This window comes from Delftia sp. UME58, assembly GCF_014170385.1.
In the GTDB taxonomy this organism is placed as follows: Bacteria; Pseudomonadota; Gammaproteobacteria; order Burkholderiales; family Burkholderiaceae_C; genus Comamonas; species Comamonas acidovorans.
This window is the reverse complement of the sequence record NZ_LZZV01000088.1, coordinates 1-15,279: the sequence shown is the minus strand read 5'-3', so window position 1 is coordinate 15,279 and position 15,279 is coordinate 1. Positions and strand designations below refer to the sequence as shown.

The 15,279-nt window shown below is 65.8% G+C and carries 15 protein-coding genes and 1 rRNA gene; 5 read left to right on the top strand and 11 right to left on the bottom strand.

What is annotated here, in order from left to right; all coding sequences use genetic code 11:
• The first annotated feature begins 93 nt into the window (after positions 1–93).
• On the top strand, positions 94–1,701 hold the full coding sequence (gene rtcR / locus A9976_RS21460; RefSeq protein WP_183020683.1) for an RNA repair transcriptional activator RtcR: 1,608 nt from the start codon (positions 94–96) through the stop codon (positions 1,699–1,701).
• A gap of 38 nt (positions 1,702–1,739) precedes the next feature.
• On the opposite strand, the gene A9976_RS21455 is transcribed toward rtcR, so the two are convergent.
• From A9976_RS21455 to A9976_RS21415, 9 genes are all read right to left on the bottom strand, one after another.
• Positions 1,740–3,356: an RNA polymerase factor sigma-54 gene (locus A9976_RS21455; RefSeq protein WP_183020682.1), complete on the bottom strand. Its 1,617-nt coding sequence runs from the start codon at positions 3,354–3,356 to the stop codon at positions 1,740–1,742.
• Positions 3,357–3,410: 54 nt separating this feature from the next.
• Complete coding sequence (gene lptB / locus A9976_RS21450; protein ID WP_183020681.1) at positions 3,411–4,199, bottom strand: LPS export ABC transporter ATP-binding protein; 789 nt, start codon at positions 4,197–4,199, stop codon at positions 3,411–3,413.
• The gene (gene lptA / locus A9976_RS21445; RefSeq protein WP_183020680.1) at positions 4,196–4,858 is read right to left on the bottom strand and encodes a lipopolysaccharide transport periplasmic protein LptA; all 663 of its coding nucleotides are present in this window, start codon (positions 4,856–4,858) and stop codon (positions 4,196–4,198) included. The genes lptB and lptA overlap by 4 nt, the downstream gene beginning before the upstream one ends.
• A gap of 171 nt (positions 4,859–5,029) precedes the next feature.
• Positions 5,030–5,680 (bottom strand): thiol:disulfide interchange protein DsbA/DsbL, encoded by a 651-nt coding sequence (locus tag A9976_RS21440; protein WP_013804754.1) that lies wholly within the window; start codon positions 5,678–5,680, stop codon positions 5,030–5,032.
• Between the two features lie 81 nt (positions 5,681–5,761).
• Positions 5,762–6,451, bottom strand: coding sequence for an SPOR domain-containing protein (locus A9976_RS21435; protein WP_012202602.1), 690 nt, complete (start codon positions 6,449–6,451; stop codon positions 5,762–5,764).
• A 20-nt stretch (positions 6,452–6,471) separates the two neighbouring features.
• Positions 6,472–8,169, bottom strand: a complete 1,698-nt coding sequence (gene argS / locus A9976_RS21430; protein ID WP_183020679.1) for an arginine--tRNA ligase — start codon at positions 8,167–8,169, stop codon at positions 6,472–6,474.
• A 54-nt stretch (positions 8,170–8,223) separates the two neighbouring features.
• Positions 8,224–8,670: a DUF2214 family protein gene (locus A9976_RS21425; protein ID WP_034389505.1), complete on the bottom strand. Its 447-nt coding sequence runs from the start codon at positions 8,668–8,670 to the stop codon at positions 8,224–8,226.
• Between the two features lie 120 nt (positions 8,671–8,790).
• Positions 8,791–9,396, bottom strand: coding sequence for a DUF3016 domain-containing protein (locus A9976_RS21420; protein ID WP_183020678.1), 606 nt, complete (start codon positions 9,394–9,396; stop codon positions 8,791–8,793).
• Positions 9,397–9,424: 28 nt separating this feature from the next.
• A complete protein-coding gene (locus A9976_RS21415) occupies positions 9,425–10,360 on the bottom strand; it encodes a LysR family transcriptional regulator (RefSeq protein WP_013804758.1) in 936 nt (311 codons plus the stop codon).
• Positions 10,361–10,664: 304 nt separating this feature from the next.
• On the opposite strand from A9976_RS21415, the gene A9976_RS21410 reads away from it, so the two are divergent.
• From A9976_RS21410 to A9976_RS21400, 3 genes are all read left to right on the top strand, one after another.
• Positions 10,665–12,857, top strand: coding sequence for a malate synthase G (locus A9976_RS21410; RefSeq protein ID WP_071954003.1), 2,193 nt, complete (start codon positions 10,665–10,667; stop codon positions 12,855–12,857).
• 80 nt (positions 12,858–12,937) lie between these two features.
• Positions 12,938–13,192 (top strand): cysteine-rich CWC family protein, encoded by a 255-nt coding sequence (locus A9976_RS21405; RefSeq protein WP_183020677.1) that lies wholly within the window; start codon positions 12,938–12,940, stop codon positions 13,190–13,192.
• Between the two features lie 17 nt (positions 13,193–13,209).
• On the top strand, positions 13,210–13,398 hold the full coding sequence (locus tag A9976_RS21400) for a 4-oxalocrotonate tautomerase (RefSeq protein WP_012202595.1): 189 nt from the start codon (positions 13,210–13,212) through the stop codon (positions 13,396–13,398).
• Between the two features lie 47 nt (positions 13,399–13,445).
• Here A9976_RS21400 and A9976_RS21395 read toward each other — a convergent pair whose 3' ends face one another.
• A complete protein-coding gene (locus A9976_RS21395) occupies positions 13,446–14,129 on the bottom strand; it encodes a hypothetical protein (RefSeq protein WP_183020676.1) in 684 nt (227 codons plus the stop codon).
• 99 nt (positions 14,130–14,228) lie between these two features.
• Here A9976_RS21395 and A9976_RS21390 point away from each other — a divergent pair, with 99 nt between their 5' ends.
• The gene (locus A9976_RS21390; protein ID WP_183020850.1) at positions 14,229–14,996 is read left to right on the top strand and encodes a class II glutamine amidotransferase; all 768 of its coding nucleotides are present in this window, start codon (positions 14,229–14,231) and stop codon (positions 14,994–14,996) included.
• A 166-nt stretch (positions 14,997–15,162) separates the two neighbouring features.
• Here the strand turns inward: A9976_RS21390 and rrf are convergent.
• A 5S ribosomal RNA gene (rrf, locus tag A9976_RS21385) occupies positions 15,163–15,275 on the bottom strand.
• Positions 15,276–15,279 lie beyond the last annotated feature (4 nt).

Sequence of the window (15,279 nt, the reverse complement as noted above, 5' to 3'; positions counted from 1 at the left end):
TGATTTATTTGAATAAATCTCGAATCACACCTTTCCTGACTTATTCTTCAATCCAAAGAAACTAGAATTTCAGCTATTCAACTAGACAAAAACATGGAAAAGAAAAAGGTCGTCATCGGCTTTCTGGGTACGCAGCTGGACTCCGGCAGGGGCGCGGGGCGCTGGGAAAAATGGCGGCCGACCCTCTCCCTCCTGCAGCACGAGGATCTGGTGGTGGAGCGGCTGGAGCTGCTCTACACGCCGCCCCATCTGGCCCTGGCGCAGCTGCTGCAGGGCGACATCGCCACGGCATCGCCCGAGACCCGGGTGAACCTCGTGCCCATGGACATTGCCGATCCCTGGGATTTCGGCGAGGTCTATGCGCGGCTGTTCGACTGGACGCAGGCCTACCGCTTCGACCCCGAGCGCGAGGAGTACTGGACGCACATCACCACGGGCACGCACGTGGCGCAGATCTGCCTGTTCCTGCTGGTGGAGTCGCGCCGCATTCCCGGCGTGCTGGCACAGACCTCGCCGCCCCGGCGCCAGCGCATGGGCGACCCGGGCAGCTATGCGTTGATCGACCTGGACCTGTCGCGCTACGACGTGATCGCCCAGCGCTTCGGCGCCGAGCAGAGCGAGGCCGTGCAATTTCTCAAGAGCGGCATCGCCACGCGCAACGCCGGGTTCAACGCGCTGATCGACGAGATCGAGCGCGTGGCCGTGCGCTCGCGCGCGCCCATCCTGCTCACGGGTCCCACGGGGGCGGGCAAGTCGCATCTGGCGCGGCGCATGTACGAGTTGAAGAAGGCCAGGCACCAGGTGCAGGGCGATTTCGTGGAGGTCAATTGCGCCACGCTGCGCGGTGATGGTGCGGCCTCGGTGCTGTTCGGCCACAGGAAGGGCGCGTTCACGGGCGCTGCGGCCGACCGCGCCGGCCTGCTGCGCAGCGCGCACCAGGGCGTGCTGTTCCTCGACGAAATCGGCGAGCTGGGCCTGGACGAGCAGGCCATGCTGCTCAAGGCGGTGGAGGAAAAGCGCTTCTATCCCATGGGCAGCGACCGCGAGGTCAGCAGCGACTTCCAGCTGGTCGCCGGCACGCACCGCGACCTGCGCATCGACGTGGCGCAGGGGCGCTTTCGCGAGGATCTGTTCGCGCGCATCAACCTGTGGTCCTATGCGCTGCCGGGCCTGGCCGGGCGCCCCGAGGACATAGAACCCAACATGGATCACCTGCTCGCGCGCTCGGCCGACGAGACCGGCCAGATGGTGCGTTTCAACGTGGAAGCCCGCGAGCGCTATCTGCGCTTTGCGCGCTCGCCCGATGCGCTGTGGAGCGGCAACTTTCGCGACCTGTCGGCCAGCATGACACGCCTGGCCACGCTGGCCGACGGGGGGCGCATCTCCACGGCCCTGGTCGATGCCGAGATCCAGCGCCTGAAGTGGCTGTGGCAAAGAGGCGATGCCGTGCAACCGGCCGGCGCCAGCCTGCAAAGCCTGCTGTCTGCCGAAGTGCTGGAGCCGCTGGATCTGTTCGACCGCATGCAGCTCGAAGCGGTGCTGCGCGTGTGCCGGGAGTCGCCTTCGCTGTCCGATGCGGGGCGCCGCCTGTTCGACCGGTCACGCACCCAGCGCAGCGTGGTCAACGATGCCGACCGCCTGCGCAAGTACCTGCTGAAATTCGGCTTGAAGTGGGATGCCGTGGCCGGCCGAACGCCATAGACACCACGATGGCGCGATGGCGAGTTTGCGCGCCTGGGCTACAGCGCCTTGCGCAGCGTGGTCGGCGGGATCTTGAGCAGCTCGCGGTACTTGGCCACCGTGCGCCGCGCGCATTCGATGCCCTGCTCCTTGAGCATGTCGGCCAGCTGGTTGTCCGACAGCGGCTTCTTGGGGTCTTCGGCCGCGACGAACTGCTTGATCAGCGCGCGCACGGCCGTGCTGGAGGCATTGCCACCGGCCTCGGTGCCCAGGCCCGAGCCGAAGAAGTACTTGAGCTCGTAGGTGCCCTGCGGCGTGGCCATGTACTTGGCCGTGGTCACGCGGCTGATGGTGGATTCATGCAGGCCCAGTGCATCGGCAATGTCGCGCAGCACCAGCGGGCGCATGGCCAGCTCGCCATGCACGAAGAAGTTCTTCTGGCGCTCCACGATGGCCTGCGACACGCGCAGGATGGTGTCGAAGCGCTGCTGGATGTTCTTGATGAACCAGCGCGCCTCCTGCAGCCGCTGCTGCAGCGCTGCATGGCCTTCGCTGCCCCTGTGGCTGCGCAGCGCGCTGGCATAGATGTCGTGCACGCGCAGCTTGGGCATGACGTCGGGGTTGAGCTGCACGCTGAAGTCCATGCGGCCCGCGCCGCTGCGCACGGGGCGCACGATGACGTCGGGCACGACGATCTGGCGCTGCACGTCGGCAAAGCGCCGGCCCGGGCGTGGCTCCAGCCGGGTGATCAGCACCAGCGCCTCGCGCAGCCGCTCCTCGCGCGCACCGCACAGGCTGGCGAGCTTGCGCAGGTCGCGCCGCGCCAGCAGGTCCATGGGCTGGGCGCAGATGTCCAGCGCGGTACGCAGAACGGCCTGCCGGTCCTCATCCTCGGCACTGCCGTTGCCTTCGCGCTCGGCATCGGCCAGCTGGTCGCGCAGTTGCAGCGTCAGGCATTCGGCCAGGTCGCGCGCGCCCACGCCCACGGGCTCCAGGCTTTGCAGCAGGCGCAGCGCCACGGTGAAGCGGTGCACCAGTTCCTCGCACTCCTCCAGGTCTTCGCCCGCCAGGCCCTGTGCCAGCTCGTCGAGCGGGTCTTCCAGGTAGCCGTCGTCGTTGAGGTTCTCGATCAGAAAGCGCAGTGCGGCGCGGTCCACCTCGCCCAGACGCAGGCTCAGGGCCTGGCGGTGCAGGTGGTCGGTCAGGCTTTCGGCGCTGCGAGCCAGTTCGGTGGCATCGGCCTCGTCTTCCTCGCCCTGCCCGCGCGTGCGGCTGGAGGGCGCATCGCTGCCCCAGTCGCGGTCATCGTTGCCCGAGGTGGTCTGGCCGTCGCCCTCCCAGCTCAGGGACTCGGCCGTGCCGGAAGTCTCCACGGCATCGCCGGAGGATGCCTCCGACGAGGGCTCCCACTCCACCGCCGCCGAAGGTTGGTCTGCGCGGCTTTCCTGGAGGGACTCCGTGGCCTCGGCGCCGGTCGCGGCAGGCTCGCGGGTGCCGGCGGCCGCCTCGTGATCGCCCTCCTCGTTCGCCAGCTCCAGGAAGGGGTTGTCGCCCAGCATCTGCTCCACTTCCTGCGCCAGCTCCAGCGTGGACAGCTGCAGCAGCTGTATCGACTGCTGCAGTTGGGGAGTGAGCGAAAGATGCTGGGAGACGCGTAGCGACAGACCGGGCTTCAAGCGGCAGCTCCTTCGCGCAGACGGTCTCGCAGACGGGCCAGGCAGGGCATGGCGCTACATCCGGAAGTGTTCGCCGAGGTAGACACGCCGCACTTCGGCGTTGTCCACGATCTCCTCGGGTGTGCCCTGGGCCAGCACGTGGCCGTCGCTGATGATGAAGGCATGGTCGCAGATGCCCAGCGTCTCGCGCACGTTGTGGTCGGTGATCAGCACGCCGATGCCGCGCGCCTTGAGAAAGCCGATGATGCGCTGGATCTCGATCACGGCGATGGGGTCGATGCCGGCAAAGGGCTCGTCCAGCAGGATGAAGCGCGGCTGCGTGGCCAGGGCGCGTGCGATCTCGACGCGGCGGCGTTCGCCGCCCGACAGCGCCAGCGCGGGCGATGCGCGCAGATGGTCCACGCGCAATTCCTGCAGCAGCGCCGTCAGGCGCTCCTCGATGACGCTGCGCGCCAGCGGCCGGCCCTGCTCGTCCCTTTGGAGCTCCAGCACGGCGCGCACGTTGTCCTCGACGCTGAGCTTGCGGAAGATCGATGCCTCCTGCGGCAGGTAGGACAGGCCCAGGCGCGAGCGCTGGTGGATGGGCATGTTGCCCACGGCCTGGCCGTCGATGAAGATGTCGCCTCCGTCGCTGCGCACCAGGCCCACGATCATGTAGAACGAGGTGGTCTTGCCCGCGCCGTTGGGGCCCAGCAGGCCCACGACCTCGCCCTTTTTCACGGACAGCGACACGTCCTTGACCACCTTGCGGCTGCCGTAGGACTTGGCCAGATGGCGTGCCTGCAGGCCGCTGCCCTGGTCGGCGCGTACAGTGGCAGCCGAGGCTGCGGCTTGCCCGCTCATCGCTTGGTACCGCCGAGGCTGTCCAGACTGTTGCTGGGCTGCAGGGACGTGCCCGGCGTGCCCGCTGCGGGGGCGCGCGGCTGCGAGCCCGGCGTGCCTTCCTTGGGCGCCAGCACGGCGCGCACGCGCCCGCCCTGGCCGGCCGTGGAGCTGGGCTGGCCACCGCTGGTCTTTTGCCCGTCGACGGTGAACACGTCGGTGAGGTTGTTGTAGACGATGATGGAGCCGGTGATCTCGTCGCTGAGCTGGCCGCCGCGATAGCGGCGCAGTTCTCCGCGGCGGATGAACTTCACGAGGTCGGCCTTGCCGTCGTATTCGATGACCTCGCCCTCGCCTTCCACGAACTCCTCGGGCTGGCCCGGCACGGTATCGCGCTTTTGGCGGAAGAAGGCACGCTTGCCCGACTCGGCCGTCACCACGCCGTACTGGTAGCCTTCAGGGTCCTGCCGCACATCGAGCTGGGCTCCGCGCAGCACGATGGTGCCCTTGGTCATCACCACGTTGCCGGTGAAGACGCTGGTCTGCTTGAGTTCGTCATGGCGCAGCGCGTCGGCCTCGATGTTCATGGGCTTGGTGCTGTCGGCCTTTTCGGCCTGGGCCATACCGGCGAAAGCCGCCAGGGCGGCGGCGAGCAGGAGGGAGGAAAGTCGTTGTTTCATGGAGGGCACGCTTCTTGCATCCATTGTAGGGGGTGTCGCGCGCAACCGTTCCTGGCGTCTTTCGACGCGCACGCAAAGCGCTGACACAAAGGCACAAAAAGAGGTTTCCAAAAGCGACAGGCCCGCGCAATGGCGGGCCTGTCGCGGCTTGGCTGGGCCGAGGCCCCGGCCTCAGCCCTTGCGGCTGGTGGCGATCAGCTGATCGACCACGCGCAGCACATTGGTCATGTTGCCGGCCTTGGTGCCGTCGGTGTAGTAACGGCCTGCCACGCCCATGGCCGGCACGCCTTCCACGTCATAGTCCTGCTGCAGCTGGGTGGCCTTGCGAACCTGGTTGGAGACGCTGAAGGAGTTGTAGACCTCCTTGAACTTGGCCACGTCCACGCCCTGCTTGCCGACCCAGGCGAAGATCTCGTCGTCCTTGGCCAGGCGGTTGCGTTCCACATGGATGGCGTGGAAGGCGCGCGCATGCATGGTGTCCAGCAGGTTCATGCCTTCGAAGGCGTAGTAGAGCTTTTGCTGGGGCACGAAGCTGGCGTTGAAGGCCACGGGCACGCGGTGCACGACCACGTCGGCCGGTGCCTGGTTCTTCCAGGCGGCAAAGGTGGGCTCGAACGCATTGCAGTGCGGGCAGCTGTACCAGAAGAACTCGACCACCTCGACCTTGCCGGCGCCGGCGCTGGTGGGTGCGGGCTTGGCCAGCTTGATGTAGTCCTTGCCCTCCTTGGGCGCTGCGGCCTGGGCCTGGGCGGCGGACGTGCCCAGCGTCAGTGCGCTGGCAGCGGCTGCCGAGGCAGCCAGGGAAAAGTCGCGGCGATTCATCAAAACAAACTCCTCGTTCAATGCTGCAGGTTAGGAGGCAGGGGTCCGCCAAAAGTTCAGCGCTCTTGTCGCAACGCTCTTTCAGCGTGCGGCGCGCACCAGCGTGGACTCGACCCCGGCACCGTCGAGCTTTTGCTTGAGCTGCTCGGCATCGTCGCGCTTGGTGAACGGACCCACACGCACGCGGAAGATGGTGATGCCGTTTTGCTCGCGCTCGCTCACGCGCGCCTCCCACCCCAGCATGGCCAGCTTGGCGCGCTGCGCGTCGGCATCGCCCTGGCTGCGGAAGGCGCCGGCCTGCACGAAGTAGTTGAAGGCGGCGTCGGCCTTTTCCGCCTTTTCCGCCTTCTCGGCGGCGGCGGAGCGCGACTTGACCAGGTCACCCAGCGGATCGGCCGAGCTCTTGCCATCGGCCTTGGTTTCGGGCTTGGCGGGCGGCTTGGCCGGGTCCACGGGCGCGGGTGGCGGAGTCACGCCTCCGGCCACGGCGGGCGGGGTGGGGGCGGTTGGCGCGGTGCTGCCGGGGAGGCTGGGCGTCACGGCGGCCGGTGGTGGCGGCGCCGGGTTCTTGCCCTGCAGCGGCGCGTTGGGGTCCCAGTTCTTGTTGCGCTGGGCCTCGGCCGCGTCCTGGTCGGCCGTCTTGCCGCCCTTGGAGAGAAAGGGCACGGGCACCTTGGTCACATAGACGGCGACGGCCAGGGCTGCTGCCAGCCCGACGATCATGCCGATGATGAGACCGATGACGGTGCCCCCACGTTGCTGTGTCTTCATAGATCGCTTGTCGCTCGAAGTTACATGCGTTGCGGGGCCGAGACGCCCAGCACTGCCAGGCCATTGTGCAATACCTGGCGCGTGGCCGAGATCAGCGCCAGGCGGGCGAGCTTGAGCTTTTCGTCGTCCACCAGGATGCGTTCCGCGTCGTAGTAGCTGTGGTACAGCGAGGCCAGTTCGCGCAGGTAGAACGTCACGTCGTGCGGCGCATTGCCGTCGGCGGCCGAGGTCAGCATGGCCGGGTACTTGGCCAGCTGCAGCATCAGCGCCTGGGCCTGCGGGCCTTCCAGCGCCGACAGGTCCACGTCCTTGAGCGTGTCCGCGTCACCCCCCCAGGCGGCCAGCACCGAGCAGATGCGCGCATGGGCGTACTGCACGTAGTACACGGGGTTGTCGTTGTTCTGGGCCACGGCCAGGTCCACGTCGAAGGTGTACTCGGTGTCGGGCTTGCGGGACAGCAGGAAGAAACGCACCGCGTCCTTGCTGGTCCACTCGATCAGGTCGCGCAGCGTGACGTAGGAGCCGGCGCGCTTGCTGATCTTAACTTCCTCGCCGCCGCGCACCACGCGCACCATGGTGTGCAGCACATAGTCGGGATAGCCGGCAGGGATGCCCACGTCGGCGGCCTGCAGGCCGGCGCGCACGCGCGCGATGGTGCCGTGGTGGTCCGTGCCCTGGATGTTGACGACCTTGGAGTAGCCGCGCTTGAATTTCTGGATGTGGTAGGCGACATCGGGCACGAAGTACGTGTAGTTGCCGTCCTGCTTGCGCATCACGCGGTCCTTGTCGTCACCGTAGTCGGTGGACTTGAGCCAGAGCGCGCCGTCGAGTTCGTAGGTATGTCCGCCCGCGATCAGGCGCTGCACCGCGTCCTCGACATGGCCGTTGGTGTAGAGGCTGGATTCGAGGTAGTACTCGTCAAAGTGCAGGTTGAAGGCCTGCAGGTCCTTGTCCTGCTCGTTGCGCAGATAGGCGACGGCGAACTGGCGGATGTTGTCGTAGTCCTCGACATCGCCGTTGGCCGTGAATTCGCGGTCATCGGCCTTGACGGTCTTGCAGGCCAGGAAGTCGTCGGCGATGTCCTGGATGTAGGAGCCGTTGTAGAAGGCCTTGCTTGCCGGATTCTCGGGATCGATGGGCCAGCATTCGTCACCGGGCTTGAAGCCCTTGGCACGCAGCTGCGTGCTCTTGGTCAGCGTGTCGATCTGCACGCCCGCGTCGTTGTAGTAGAACTCGCGGTGCACGCCCCAGCCCTGGGTGGCATAGAGGTTGCAGATGGCATCGCCGAGCGCAGCCTGGCGGCCATGGCCCACGTGCAGCGGGCCGGTGGGGTTGGCGGAGACGAACTCGACCAGCATCTTTGCGCCACGGTCGGCCAGCCAGCCGAACTTCTCGGCCTGCTCCAGCACTTCGCGGATGATCTGCTGCTTGGCGGCGGGCTTGAGGCGGATGTTCAGAAAGCCGGGGCCGGCGATCTCGATGGCATCGACCCAGCGCTGGAAAGACGGCGTGGCCTCCAGCGCGGCCTTGAGCTGCTCGCCCAGCGAGCGCGGGTTGAGCTTGAGCGGCTTGGCCAGCTGCATGGCGGCCGTGCAGGCGAAATCGCCATGGGCAGCCACCTTGGGGGATTCGAAAGCGGCACGGGCACCGGCGCCGGGCGACAAAGTTTCAAGCTCGCCGGCCAGAGCCGCGAGCAGTTCCTGTTTGACGGAGAGCATCGGCGGATTCTACGTGGCAGGCCCACCCCATGCCGCCGGACAGGAAAACGGGACCTACATGCCCCGCGCCCAGAACACCGCAACGACGGCGATCACGGGCACCACATGGGCCTGCCACATCACCCAGCGGCGCGTGCTGGCCACCTCGGCCGGCTGGGGCAGGCCCTGGCCGGCATCCAGCGCGCGGCGCCAGCGCCGGAAGGCCAGCGTGGGCTTGATCGAGAGCAGCGCGCCGACGACAAACAAAGTCATCTTCAGATGAAACAGTGGCTGCGAGACGTACCAGGACATGCCCTTGACGCCCCACACCAGGCGCGCAATGCCGGTGAGCACCAGGAAGACCACGGCAAGGCCATAGATCATGTCCAGCCGCGCCAGGCGCTGGACCACGGCGGCACTCATCCACTCGCTGCGGCACAGCGCCGCCTGGCTGGACAGGAACACCACGAAGGTGAGGATGGCCAGCAGGTGGAGGCTGGCCAGGATGGCTTCTATCGTCATGGGGAATCCGTACAGAATTGAGCCTCTCGGGCCAGGCTCCATTACGCCAGAAACAGGGACTGCCATCGAGATGCCCGAGGCAATCGGTAGACCACTGCGGTCCTCCTGTCGCGTCGGCTCCTACTTCGGCAGTTCCGCGCGCAACCAGTCATCCAGCAGCGTCTTCTCGTAGCGCAGGGGATCGTTGGGATACAGGTCCGGGCGCATCATGAAGCTGGCGTCGCGCAACTGGCGGCTGCCTTCTCGCAGCAGCTTTCCATCGGCTCCCAGCAGCTTGAAGCGCAGGTCGATGCGCGGTGGGTAGATGTCGCGCACGATGCGCACGTCGGCAGCCTGGGGCCCTCGCCAGGGCTCGAAGCCGCCTGCGCGCTGCACATCGGTGAAGTGAACTTCAAGCCGCTGGCCCTGGGGCAGCCTGGGCGCGGCACGCTCGGCCAGGAACTGGGCCAGCGCATCGACCCAGGCGCGGCGCGCCTTCTCGGACTCCTGGGGTCCGTTGCGCCCGGCGTCGAACCGAGAGGGATCGTCAAAGGTCACGCTCACGATGCCGGCAGGCACCGCGCCCTGCCGCATCCCGTCCGGCCGGCCCTGCCCCGGCCCCTGGACGGCGCAGCCCGCCACCATGCCCAGGCAGGCGGCTTCCAGCGCCATGCGCATCCAGCGCCGCCGTCCTGGGGCCGCGCCCTGCGTTGCGGATACCGCTTTCGTCGCTATCGACACTGCCATGCTCATTCCTCCTTGCTGGGCGGCCCGCTCAGGCCGCGTGGGTACGCCGCCAGAAATCCGGCTGCTCGTAGTGGTGCTTGAGATAGTCGATCCACAGCCGCACACGCAGCGGCATGTGCTTGCGCTGGGGAAAGACGACAAAAATGCCATTGGGCGGCGCCGCGAATGTTTCTAGCACGGCCACCAGGCGGCCCGAGGTGATCTCGGCCTCGACCTCCCAGGTGCTGCGCCAGGCGATGCCCCAGCCGCCCAGGCACCAATCGTGCAGCACCTGGCCGTCGGAGCAATCCAGCGGACCGCCCGGCTTGAAGTGCACGACCTCGCTGGTGCCGCTGTCGGGATGGGGAATGCGGAAGGCCCAGCCACGCGTCTGCGAAGCGTCGCTGGACAGCGTCAGGCAGTCGTGCTGGGTCAGCTCGCTCGGGTGGCGCGGCGTGCCCCGGCGCTCCAGATAGGCAGGCGTGGCCACGCACTGGCGCCGGTTGTCGGCAATGCGCACGCTGACCAGGGCCGAGTCGGGCAGATCGCCCACGCGCACCGCGCAGTCAAAGCCTTCGCCGGCCAGATCGACCACGCGGTCGCTGAGGTTCAGGGAAATCGTCACATCCGGGTGCAGATCCCGAAAGAGCGGCACCAGGGGCGCCACGTGCCGCCTGCCAAAGCCCGCCGGCGCCGTGATGCGCAGGTGGCCCGTGGCCTTGACCCCGCCCGCACTGACGCTGGCCTCTGCGTTGGACACATCGGACAGCAGGCGCTGGCAATCCTCGAGGAAGGCGCTGCCCTCATGCGTGAGGGAGATGCGCCGCGTGGTACGCACCATGAGCTTGACGCCCAGGTGCTCTTCCAGGGCATCGAGGCGCCGCCCCATGATGGCCGGCGCCACGCCTTCCGCCTTGGCCGCCGCCGTGAGGCTGCCGCGCGTTGCCACCGATACGAATGACTCGAATGCCTTGAGCTTGTCCATGACCGCTGTCCGTTTCTTTTCCGTGTTCTTGTGGGGCATGCGACCGCACGCCCGTCTCCTGCGACTCGCCTTTTTGCATAGTGGGCACTGGCTGTCCTCCATGTGCACCATGCATAGGGCTGCGCGCCAAAGCCGGCCGGTTTTGGCGCGCGCATAACCTTCCCACATTTTTGCGTAAAAGTCACGAGTTTTAAGATTTATGGTCTATTTATGTACGCAAATAAATCTAATAAAGTATTCCTTATAGTCAGGCCCGAAAAGGGTCTGCCAAGCCTTTCCATCCATCCAACCCGGGGTTCCCACCATGACCGATCGCACCCAAGCCCACAGCCTGCAGGTCGCTACAGAGCTGCACCGTTTCATCAATGAACAAGTGCTCCCGGGCACGGGTGTCGCTCCCGAGGCGTTCTGGAAAGGCTTCGACGCGATCGTCAATGATCTGGCTCCCCGCAATGCCGCCCTGCTGGCCGAGCGTGACCGCCTGCAGACCGAGCTGGACACCTGGCACAAGGCCCATCCCGGCCCCATCACCGACATGGCCGGCTACCAGCAGTTCCTGACGCAGATCGGCTATCTGGTCGAGCAGCCCAAGGATGCCAAGGCCACCACCACCAACGTGGATGCGGAACTGGCCATCCAGGCCGGTCCCCAGCTGGTCGTGCCCATTCTCAACGCACGCTATGCGCTGAACGCCGCCAACGCGCGCTGGGGCTCGCTGTATGACGCGCTGTACGGCACGGACGCCATCGGCGAAGACGGCGGCGCGGAAAAGGGCAAGGGCTACAACCCCGTGCGCGGCGCCAAGGTGATCGCCTTCGCACGTGATTTCCTGGACCAGGCAGCCCCGCTGGCTTCGGGCTCGCACAAGGATGCCGCCGGCTATCGCGTGGAAGCTGGCCAGCTGGTCGTCGCGCTCAAGAGCGGCGGCACCACGGGCCTGAAGAACACCGCCCAGTTCGTCGGCTACCAGGGTGATGCCGCAGCGCCCTCTTCCGTGCTGCTGCTCAACAATGGCCTGCACATCGACATCCGCATCGACAAGACCACGGCCATCGGCCAGACCGATGCCGCCGGCGTGGCCGACGTTGTGGTCGAAGCCGCCCTGTCCACCATCCTGGACCTGGAAGACTCCGTGGCCGCCGTGGATGCCGAAGACAAGGTGGTGGGCTATGCCAACTGGCTGGGCATCCTCAAGGGCACGCTGACCGAAACCTTCGACAAGGGCGGCAAGAGCATGACGCGCGGCCTGAACGCCGACCGCGAGTACACGGGCGCCGATGGCAAGAGCGTCAAGCTGCATGGCCGTTCGCTGATGTTCGTGCGCAATGTGGGCCACCTGATGACCAACCCTGCCATCCTCTGGGGCAACGGCAAGGAAATCCCCGAGGGCATCCTGGACGCCATGGTCACCACAGCCATTGCCGTCCATGACATCAAGGGCCTGGGCGCCAACGGCATCCGCAACTCGCGCACGGGCAGCGTCTACATCGTCAAGCCCAAGATGCACGGCCCCGCGGAAGCCGCCTTCGCCAGCGAGCTGTTCGGCCGCGTGGAAAAGGTCCTGGGCCTGCCCGAGAACACCGTCAAGCTGGGCATCATGGACGAGGAGCGCCGCACCAGCGTCAACCTCAAGGCCTGCATCGCCGCTGCCGCATCGCGCGTGGCCTTCATCAACACCGGCTTCCTGGACCGCACGGGCGACGAAATGCACACCGCCATGTATGCCGGCCCCATGGTCCGCAAGGCCGACATGAAGGGCAGCGCCTGGCTGGCCGCCTACGAGCGCAGCAACGTGCTCGTGGGCCTGGGCCTGGGCTTGCGCGGCAAGGCGCAGATCGGCAAGGGCATGTGGGCCATGCCCGACCTGATGAAGGCCATGCTGGAGCAGAAGATCGGCCACCCCAAGGCCGGTGCCAATACCGCCTGGGTGCCCTCGCCCACGGCCGCCACGCTGCACGCCCTGCACTACCACCAGGTCAACGTGGCCGAAGTGCAAAAGCAGCTGGAGCAAACCAATGCCGACGCCGAGCGCGCCACCATCCTGGCCGACCTGCTGCAGGTGCCCGTGGTCAAGGAAGACAAGTGGAGCGCGGCTGAAAAGCAGCAGGAGCTGGACAACAACGTGCAGGGCATCCTCGGCTATGTGGTGCGCTGGGTGGACCAGGGCGTGGGCTGTTCCAAGGTGCCCGACATCCACAACGTGGGCCTGATGGAAGACCGCGCCACGCTGCGCATCTCCAGCCAGCACATCGCCAACTGGCTGCAGCACGGCATCGTGACCGAGGCCCAGGTGCGCGAGACCTTCGAGCGCATGGCCGCCGTGGTTGACCAGCAGAACGCGGGCGATGCACTGTACAAGCCCATGGCCGGCCACTTCGACACCTCGATGGCCTACCAGGCCGCCTGTGACCTGGTCTTCAAGGGCAAGGAGCAACCCAGTGGCTACACCGAGCCCCTGCTGCATGCCTGGCGCCTGAAGGTCAAGGCAGCCGCCTGACACCTGGCGGCGCCCAAGGCTGCAAAAGCACCCAGGCTTGCCTGAGGTGCTTTTTTCATGGGCCTACACTCGGAATCACGATGAGTGCCCCTCCCCCCGATGCCAGCCTGTGTCCGCTGTGCGGCCGCAGCAATCAGTGCGCCATTCTTGCGGGCGTTGATCCGCTGAACTGCTGGTGCATGGACACCCCGGTGGCACCCGATGCACTGGCCCGCATTCCGGAGCCCATGCGCAACAAGGCCTGCCTGTGCCCCGCCTGCGCGCTTGGCACCGACAAGCCTCGACCGCCCGCGTCGGCCGATATGATGTCGCCGACCCAACCCCCTAGAACTTGATCCCTGAGGAGATTGACATGCCCACATACCACGTCGAAATGATGGAAGGCCGTACCGTCGAACAAAAGCGCAAGCTGGTCGAAGAGATCACGCGCGTCTCCGTCGAAGTCCTCGGCGGCTCGCCCGAATCGGTGGACATCCTGATCACCGACATCAAGCGCGAAAACTGGGCCACGGGCGGCAAGCTCTGGTCCGAACGCAGCTGAGGATCTTTCGCTCCATGCATGCAAAAGGCAGCTTTGGCTGCCTTTTTTCATGAAACCGGGCCTAAATCCCGCATTTCCATGAGTGCCTGCAGTGCACTCCCAGCCACCGTCCAGGGCACGGGCATGGTGGAATCTGGCTTCCAGTGTCTGGCAACACCATCCATGGACACCTGGGTCAGGGCCACCTGGGTAGCACCGGCGGCATGGGCCTGGACAGCCGCCTCGGCCATGCACGCCACGTAGCCGGCGGCATCACCGCTGCGAAAAAGAGCCCAGGCCCCTTCGACACACTGCAGCTGCATGCGTTGATCTGCGTTGCCTTGCTGCAGTTCTTCCATGAACAGATTGCGCGTGGCTTCGTACGTGGTGGGAGCGGCGCACAGCAGTGCAATGCGCGATTCCGGGTCACTTTGCAAGGCAGCGGCCACCTTGCGGGCCAGCATGCCATCGGCACGCCAGACCTTGCCACTGCGGCAATCCGCCACGGCAGGGCCCAGGGTCGAGCAGGTCAGCAGCACGGCATCGATATCGGCATGGTCTGCCAGCGCATCGAGCTGCCCTGCCGTTTTCTGCCGAAGCGGCGCATTCATGCCACCTGCAGCCTCCGCTTCCAACAGCAGCGCCTCATGCACCTGATGAATGATCGAGTGGGCCGGCCAGCCCAGTTCGGCAGCAGCCTGTTCGAAGATCACGGCGTTGCTGTGCGCCGTGTGCAGACAGAGAATGGACATGGGTTTGTTCCGTTTTTTTGCCCTTGCCCCGCATTGTGCTTGCAGCTGCCGCGCCAGGCGTTAGGCTATGGCTTGAACTACGCAAACAACGATACCGCCATGTGCCAGCTGCTTGGAATGAACTGCAACACGCCCACCGACGTGCGCTTCAGCTTTTCGGGGTTCACCCAGCGGGCGGGCAATACCGGCGACCATACGGACGGCTGGGGCATCGCCTTCTTCGAGGACAAGGGCCTGCGCCACTTCGTCGGCTATGAGCGCGCCATCGACTCGCCCATCGCCAAGCTGATACGCGAGTACCCGATCAAGAGCCGCAACGTCATCGCCCACATCCGCAAGGCCACGCAGGGCGCGGTAAGCCTTCAGAACTGCCACCCCTTCGTGCGTGAACTGTGGGGCCGCAACTGGGTCTTTGCCCACAACGGGGATCTCAAGGGCTTTGCTCCCAAACTGCATGCCCACTTCCATCCGGTAGGCAACACCGACAGCGAGCAGGCCTTCTGCTGGATTCTTCAGGAGCTCTGGAAGTCCCATGCCGGCCTGCCCAGCGTGCAGGAACTCACGCACACGCTGCGCGAACTGGCCAGGCGCATCTCGCCGCACGGAACCTTCAACTTCCTGCTGTCCAACGGCGAAGCGCTGTGGGCCCATGCCACCACGCACCTGTGCTACATCGAACGACGCCATCCCTTTGCCCAGGCCCATCTGTCGGATGAAGACCTGACCGTGGACTTCGCCCGGGAAACCACACCCCAGGACCGTGTCGCCATCATCGTCACTGCGCCGTTGACCAAGAATGAAGCCTGGACCTCGATCCAGTCGGGCGAACTCAAGGTCTTTGTACAGGGTGAATGCCTGCCGCTCTGAAGCATTGCGCATTCAGGATGAAAAAAGAGAGCGCGTCAGCGCTCTCTTTTTTTGGGATGTCCGTTTTGGATGTTCGTTTTGGCTGCTCTGCCTGTTTCCCCGTTTCCTGCAGCCCAATGCAAAAAACCCCGTAGCTTTGGGCTACGGGGTTTCTTGGGCTGTAAGAGCCTGACGATGACCTACTTTCACACGGGAACCCGCACTATCATCGGCGCAAAGTCGTTTCACTGTCCTGTTCGGGATGGGAAGGAGTGGTACCAACTTGCTATGGTCATCAGGCATA

Excerpts from the sequence above, each read along its gene's own strand:
- A9976_RS21425 (WP_034389505.1), bottom strand. The coding sequence starts at position 8,670 with ATGACGATAGAAGCCATCCTGGCCAGCCTCCACCTGCTGGCCATCCTC.
- rtcR (WP_183020683.1), top strand. The coding sequence starts at position 94 with ATGGAAAAGAAAAAGGTCGTCATCGGCTTTCTGGGTACGCAGCTGGAC.
- argS (WP_183020679.1), bottom strand. The coding sequence starts at position 8,169 with ATGCTCTCCGTCAAACAGGAACTGCTCGCGGCTCTGGCCGGCGAGCTT.
- A9976_RS21410 (WP_071954003.1), top strand. The coding sequence starts at position 10,665 with ATGACCGATCGCACCCAAGCCCACAGCCTGCAGGTCGCTACAGAGCTG.
- lptB (WP_183020681.1), bottom strand. The coding sequence starts at position 4,199 with ATGAGCGGGCAAGCCGCAGCCTCGGCTGCCACTGTACGCGCCGACCAG.
- A9976_RS21395 (WP_183020676.1), bottom strand. The coding sequence starts at position 14,129 with ATGTCCATTCTCTGTCTGCACACGGCGCACAGCAACGCCGTGATCTTC.
- lptA (WP_183020680.1), bottom strand. The coding sequence starts at position 4,858 with ATGAAACAACGACTTTCCTCCCTCCTGCTCGCCGCCGCCCTGGCGGCT.
- A9976_RS21415 (WP_013804758.1), bottom strand. The coding sequence starts at position 10,360 with ATGGACAAGCTCAAGGCATTCGAGTCATTCGTATCGGTGGCAACGCGC.
- A9976_RS21435 (WP_012202602.1), bottom strand. The coding sequence starts at position 6,451 with ATGAAGACACAGCAACGTGGGGGCACCGTCATCGGTCTCATCATCGGC.
- A9976_RS21405 (WP_183020677.1), top strand. The coding sequence starts at position 12,938 with ATGAGTGCCCCTCCCCCCGATGCCAGCCTGTGTCCGCTGTGCGGCCGC.
- A9976_RS21440 (WP_013804754.1), bottom strand. The coding sequence starts at position 5,680 with ATGAATCGCCGCGACTTTTCCCTGGCTGCCTCGGCAGCCGCTGCCAGC.
- A9976_RS21400 (WP_012202595.1), top strand. The coding sequence starts at position 13,210 with ATGCCCACATACCACGTCGAAATGATGGAAGGCCGTACCGTCGAACAA.
- A9976_RS21420 (WP_183020678.1), bottom strand. The coding sequence starts at position 9,396 with ATGGCAGTGTCGATAGCGACGAAAGCGGTATCCGCAACGCAGGGCGCG.
- A9976_RS21390 (WP_183020850.1), top strand. The coding sequence starts at position 14,229 with ATGTGCCAGCTGCTTGGAATGAACTGCAACACGCCCACCGACGTGCGC.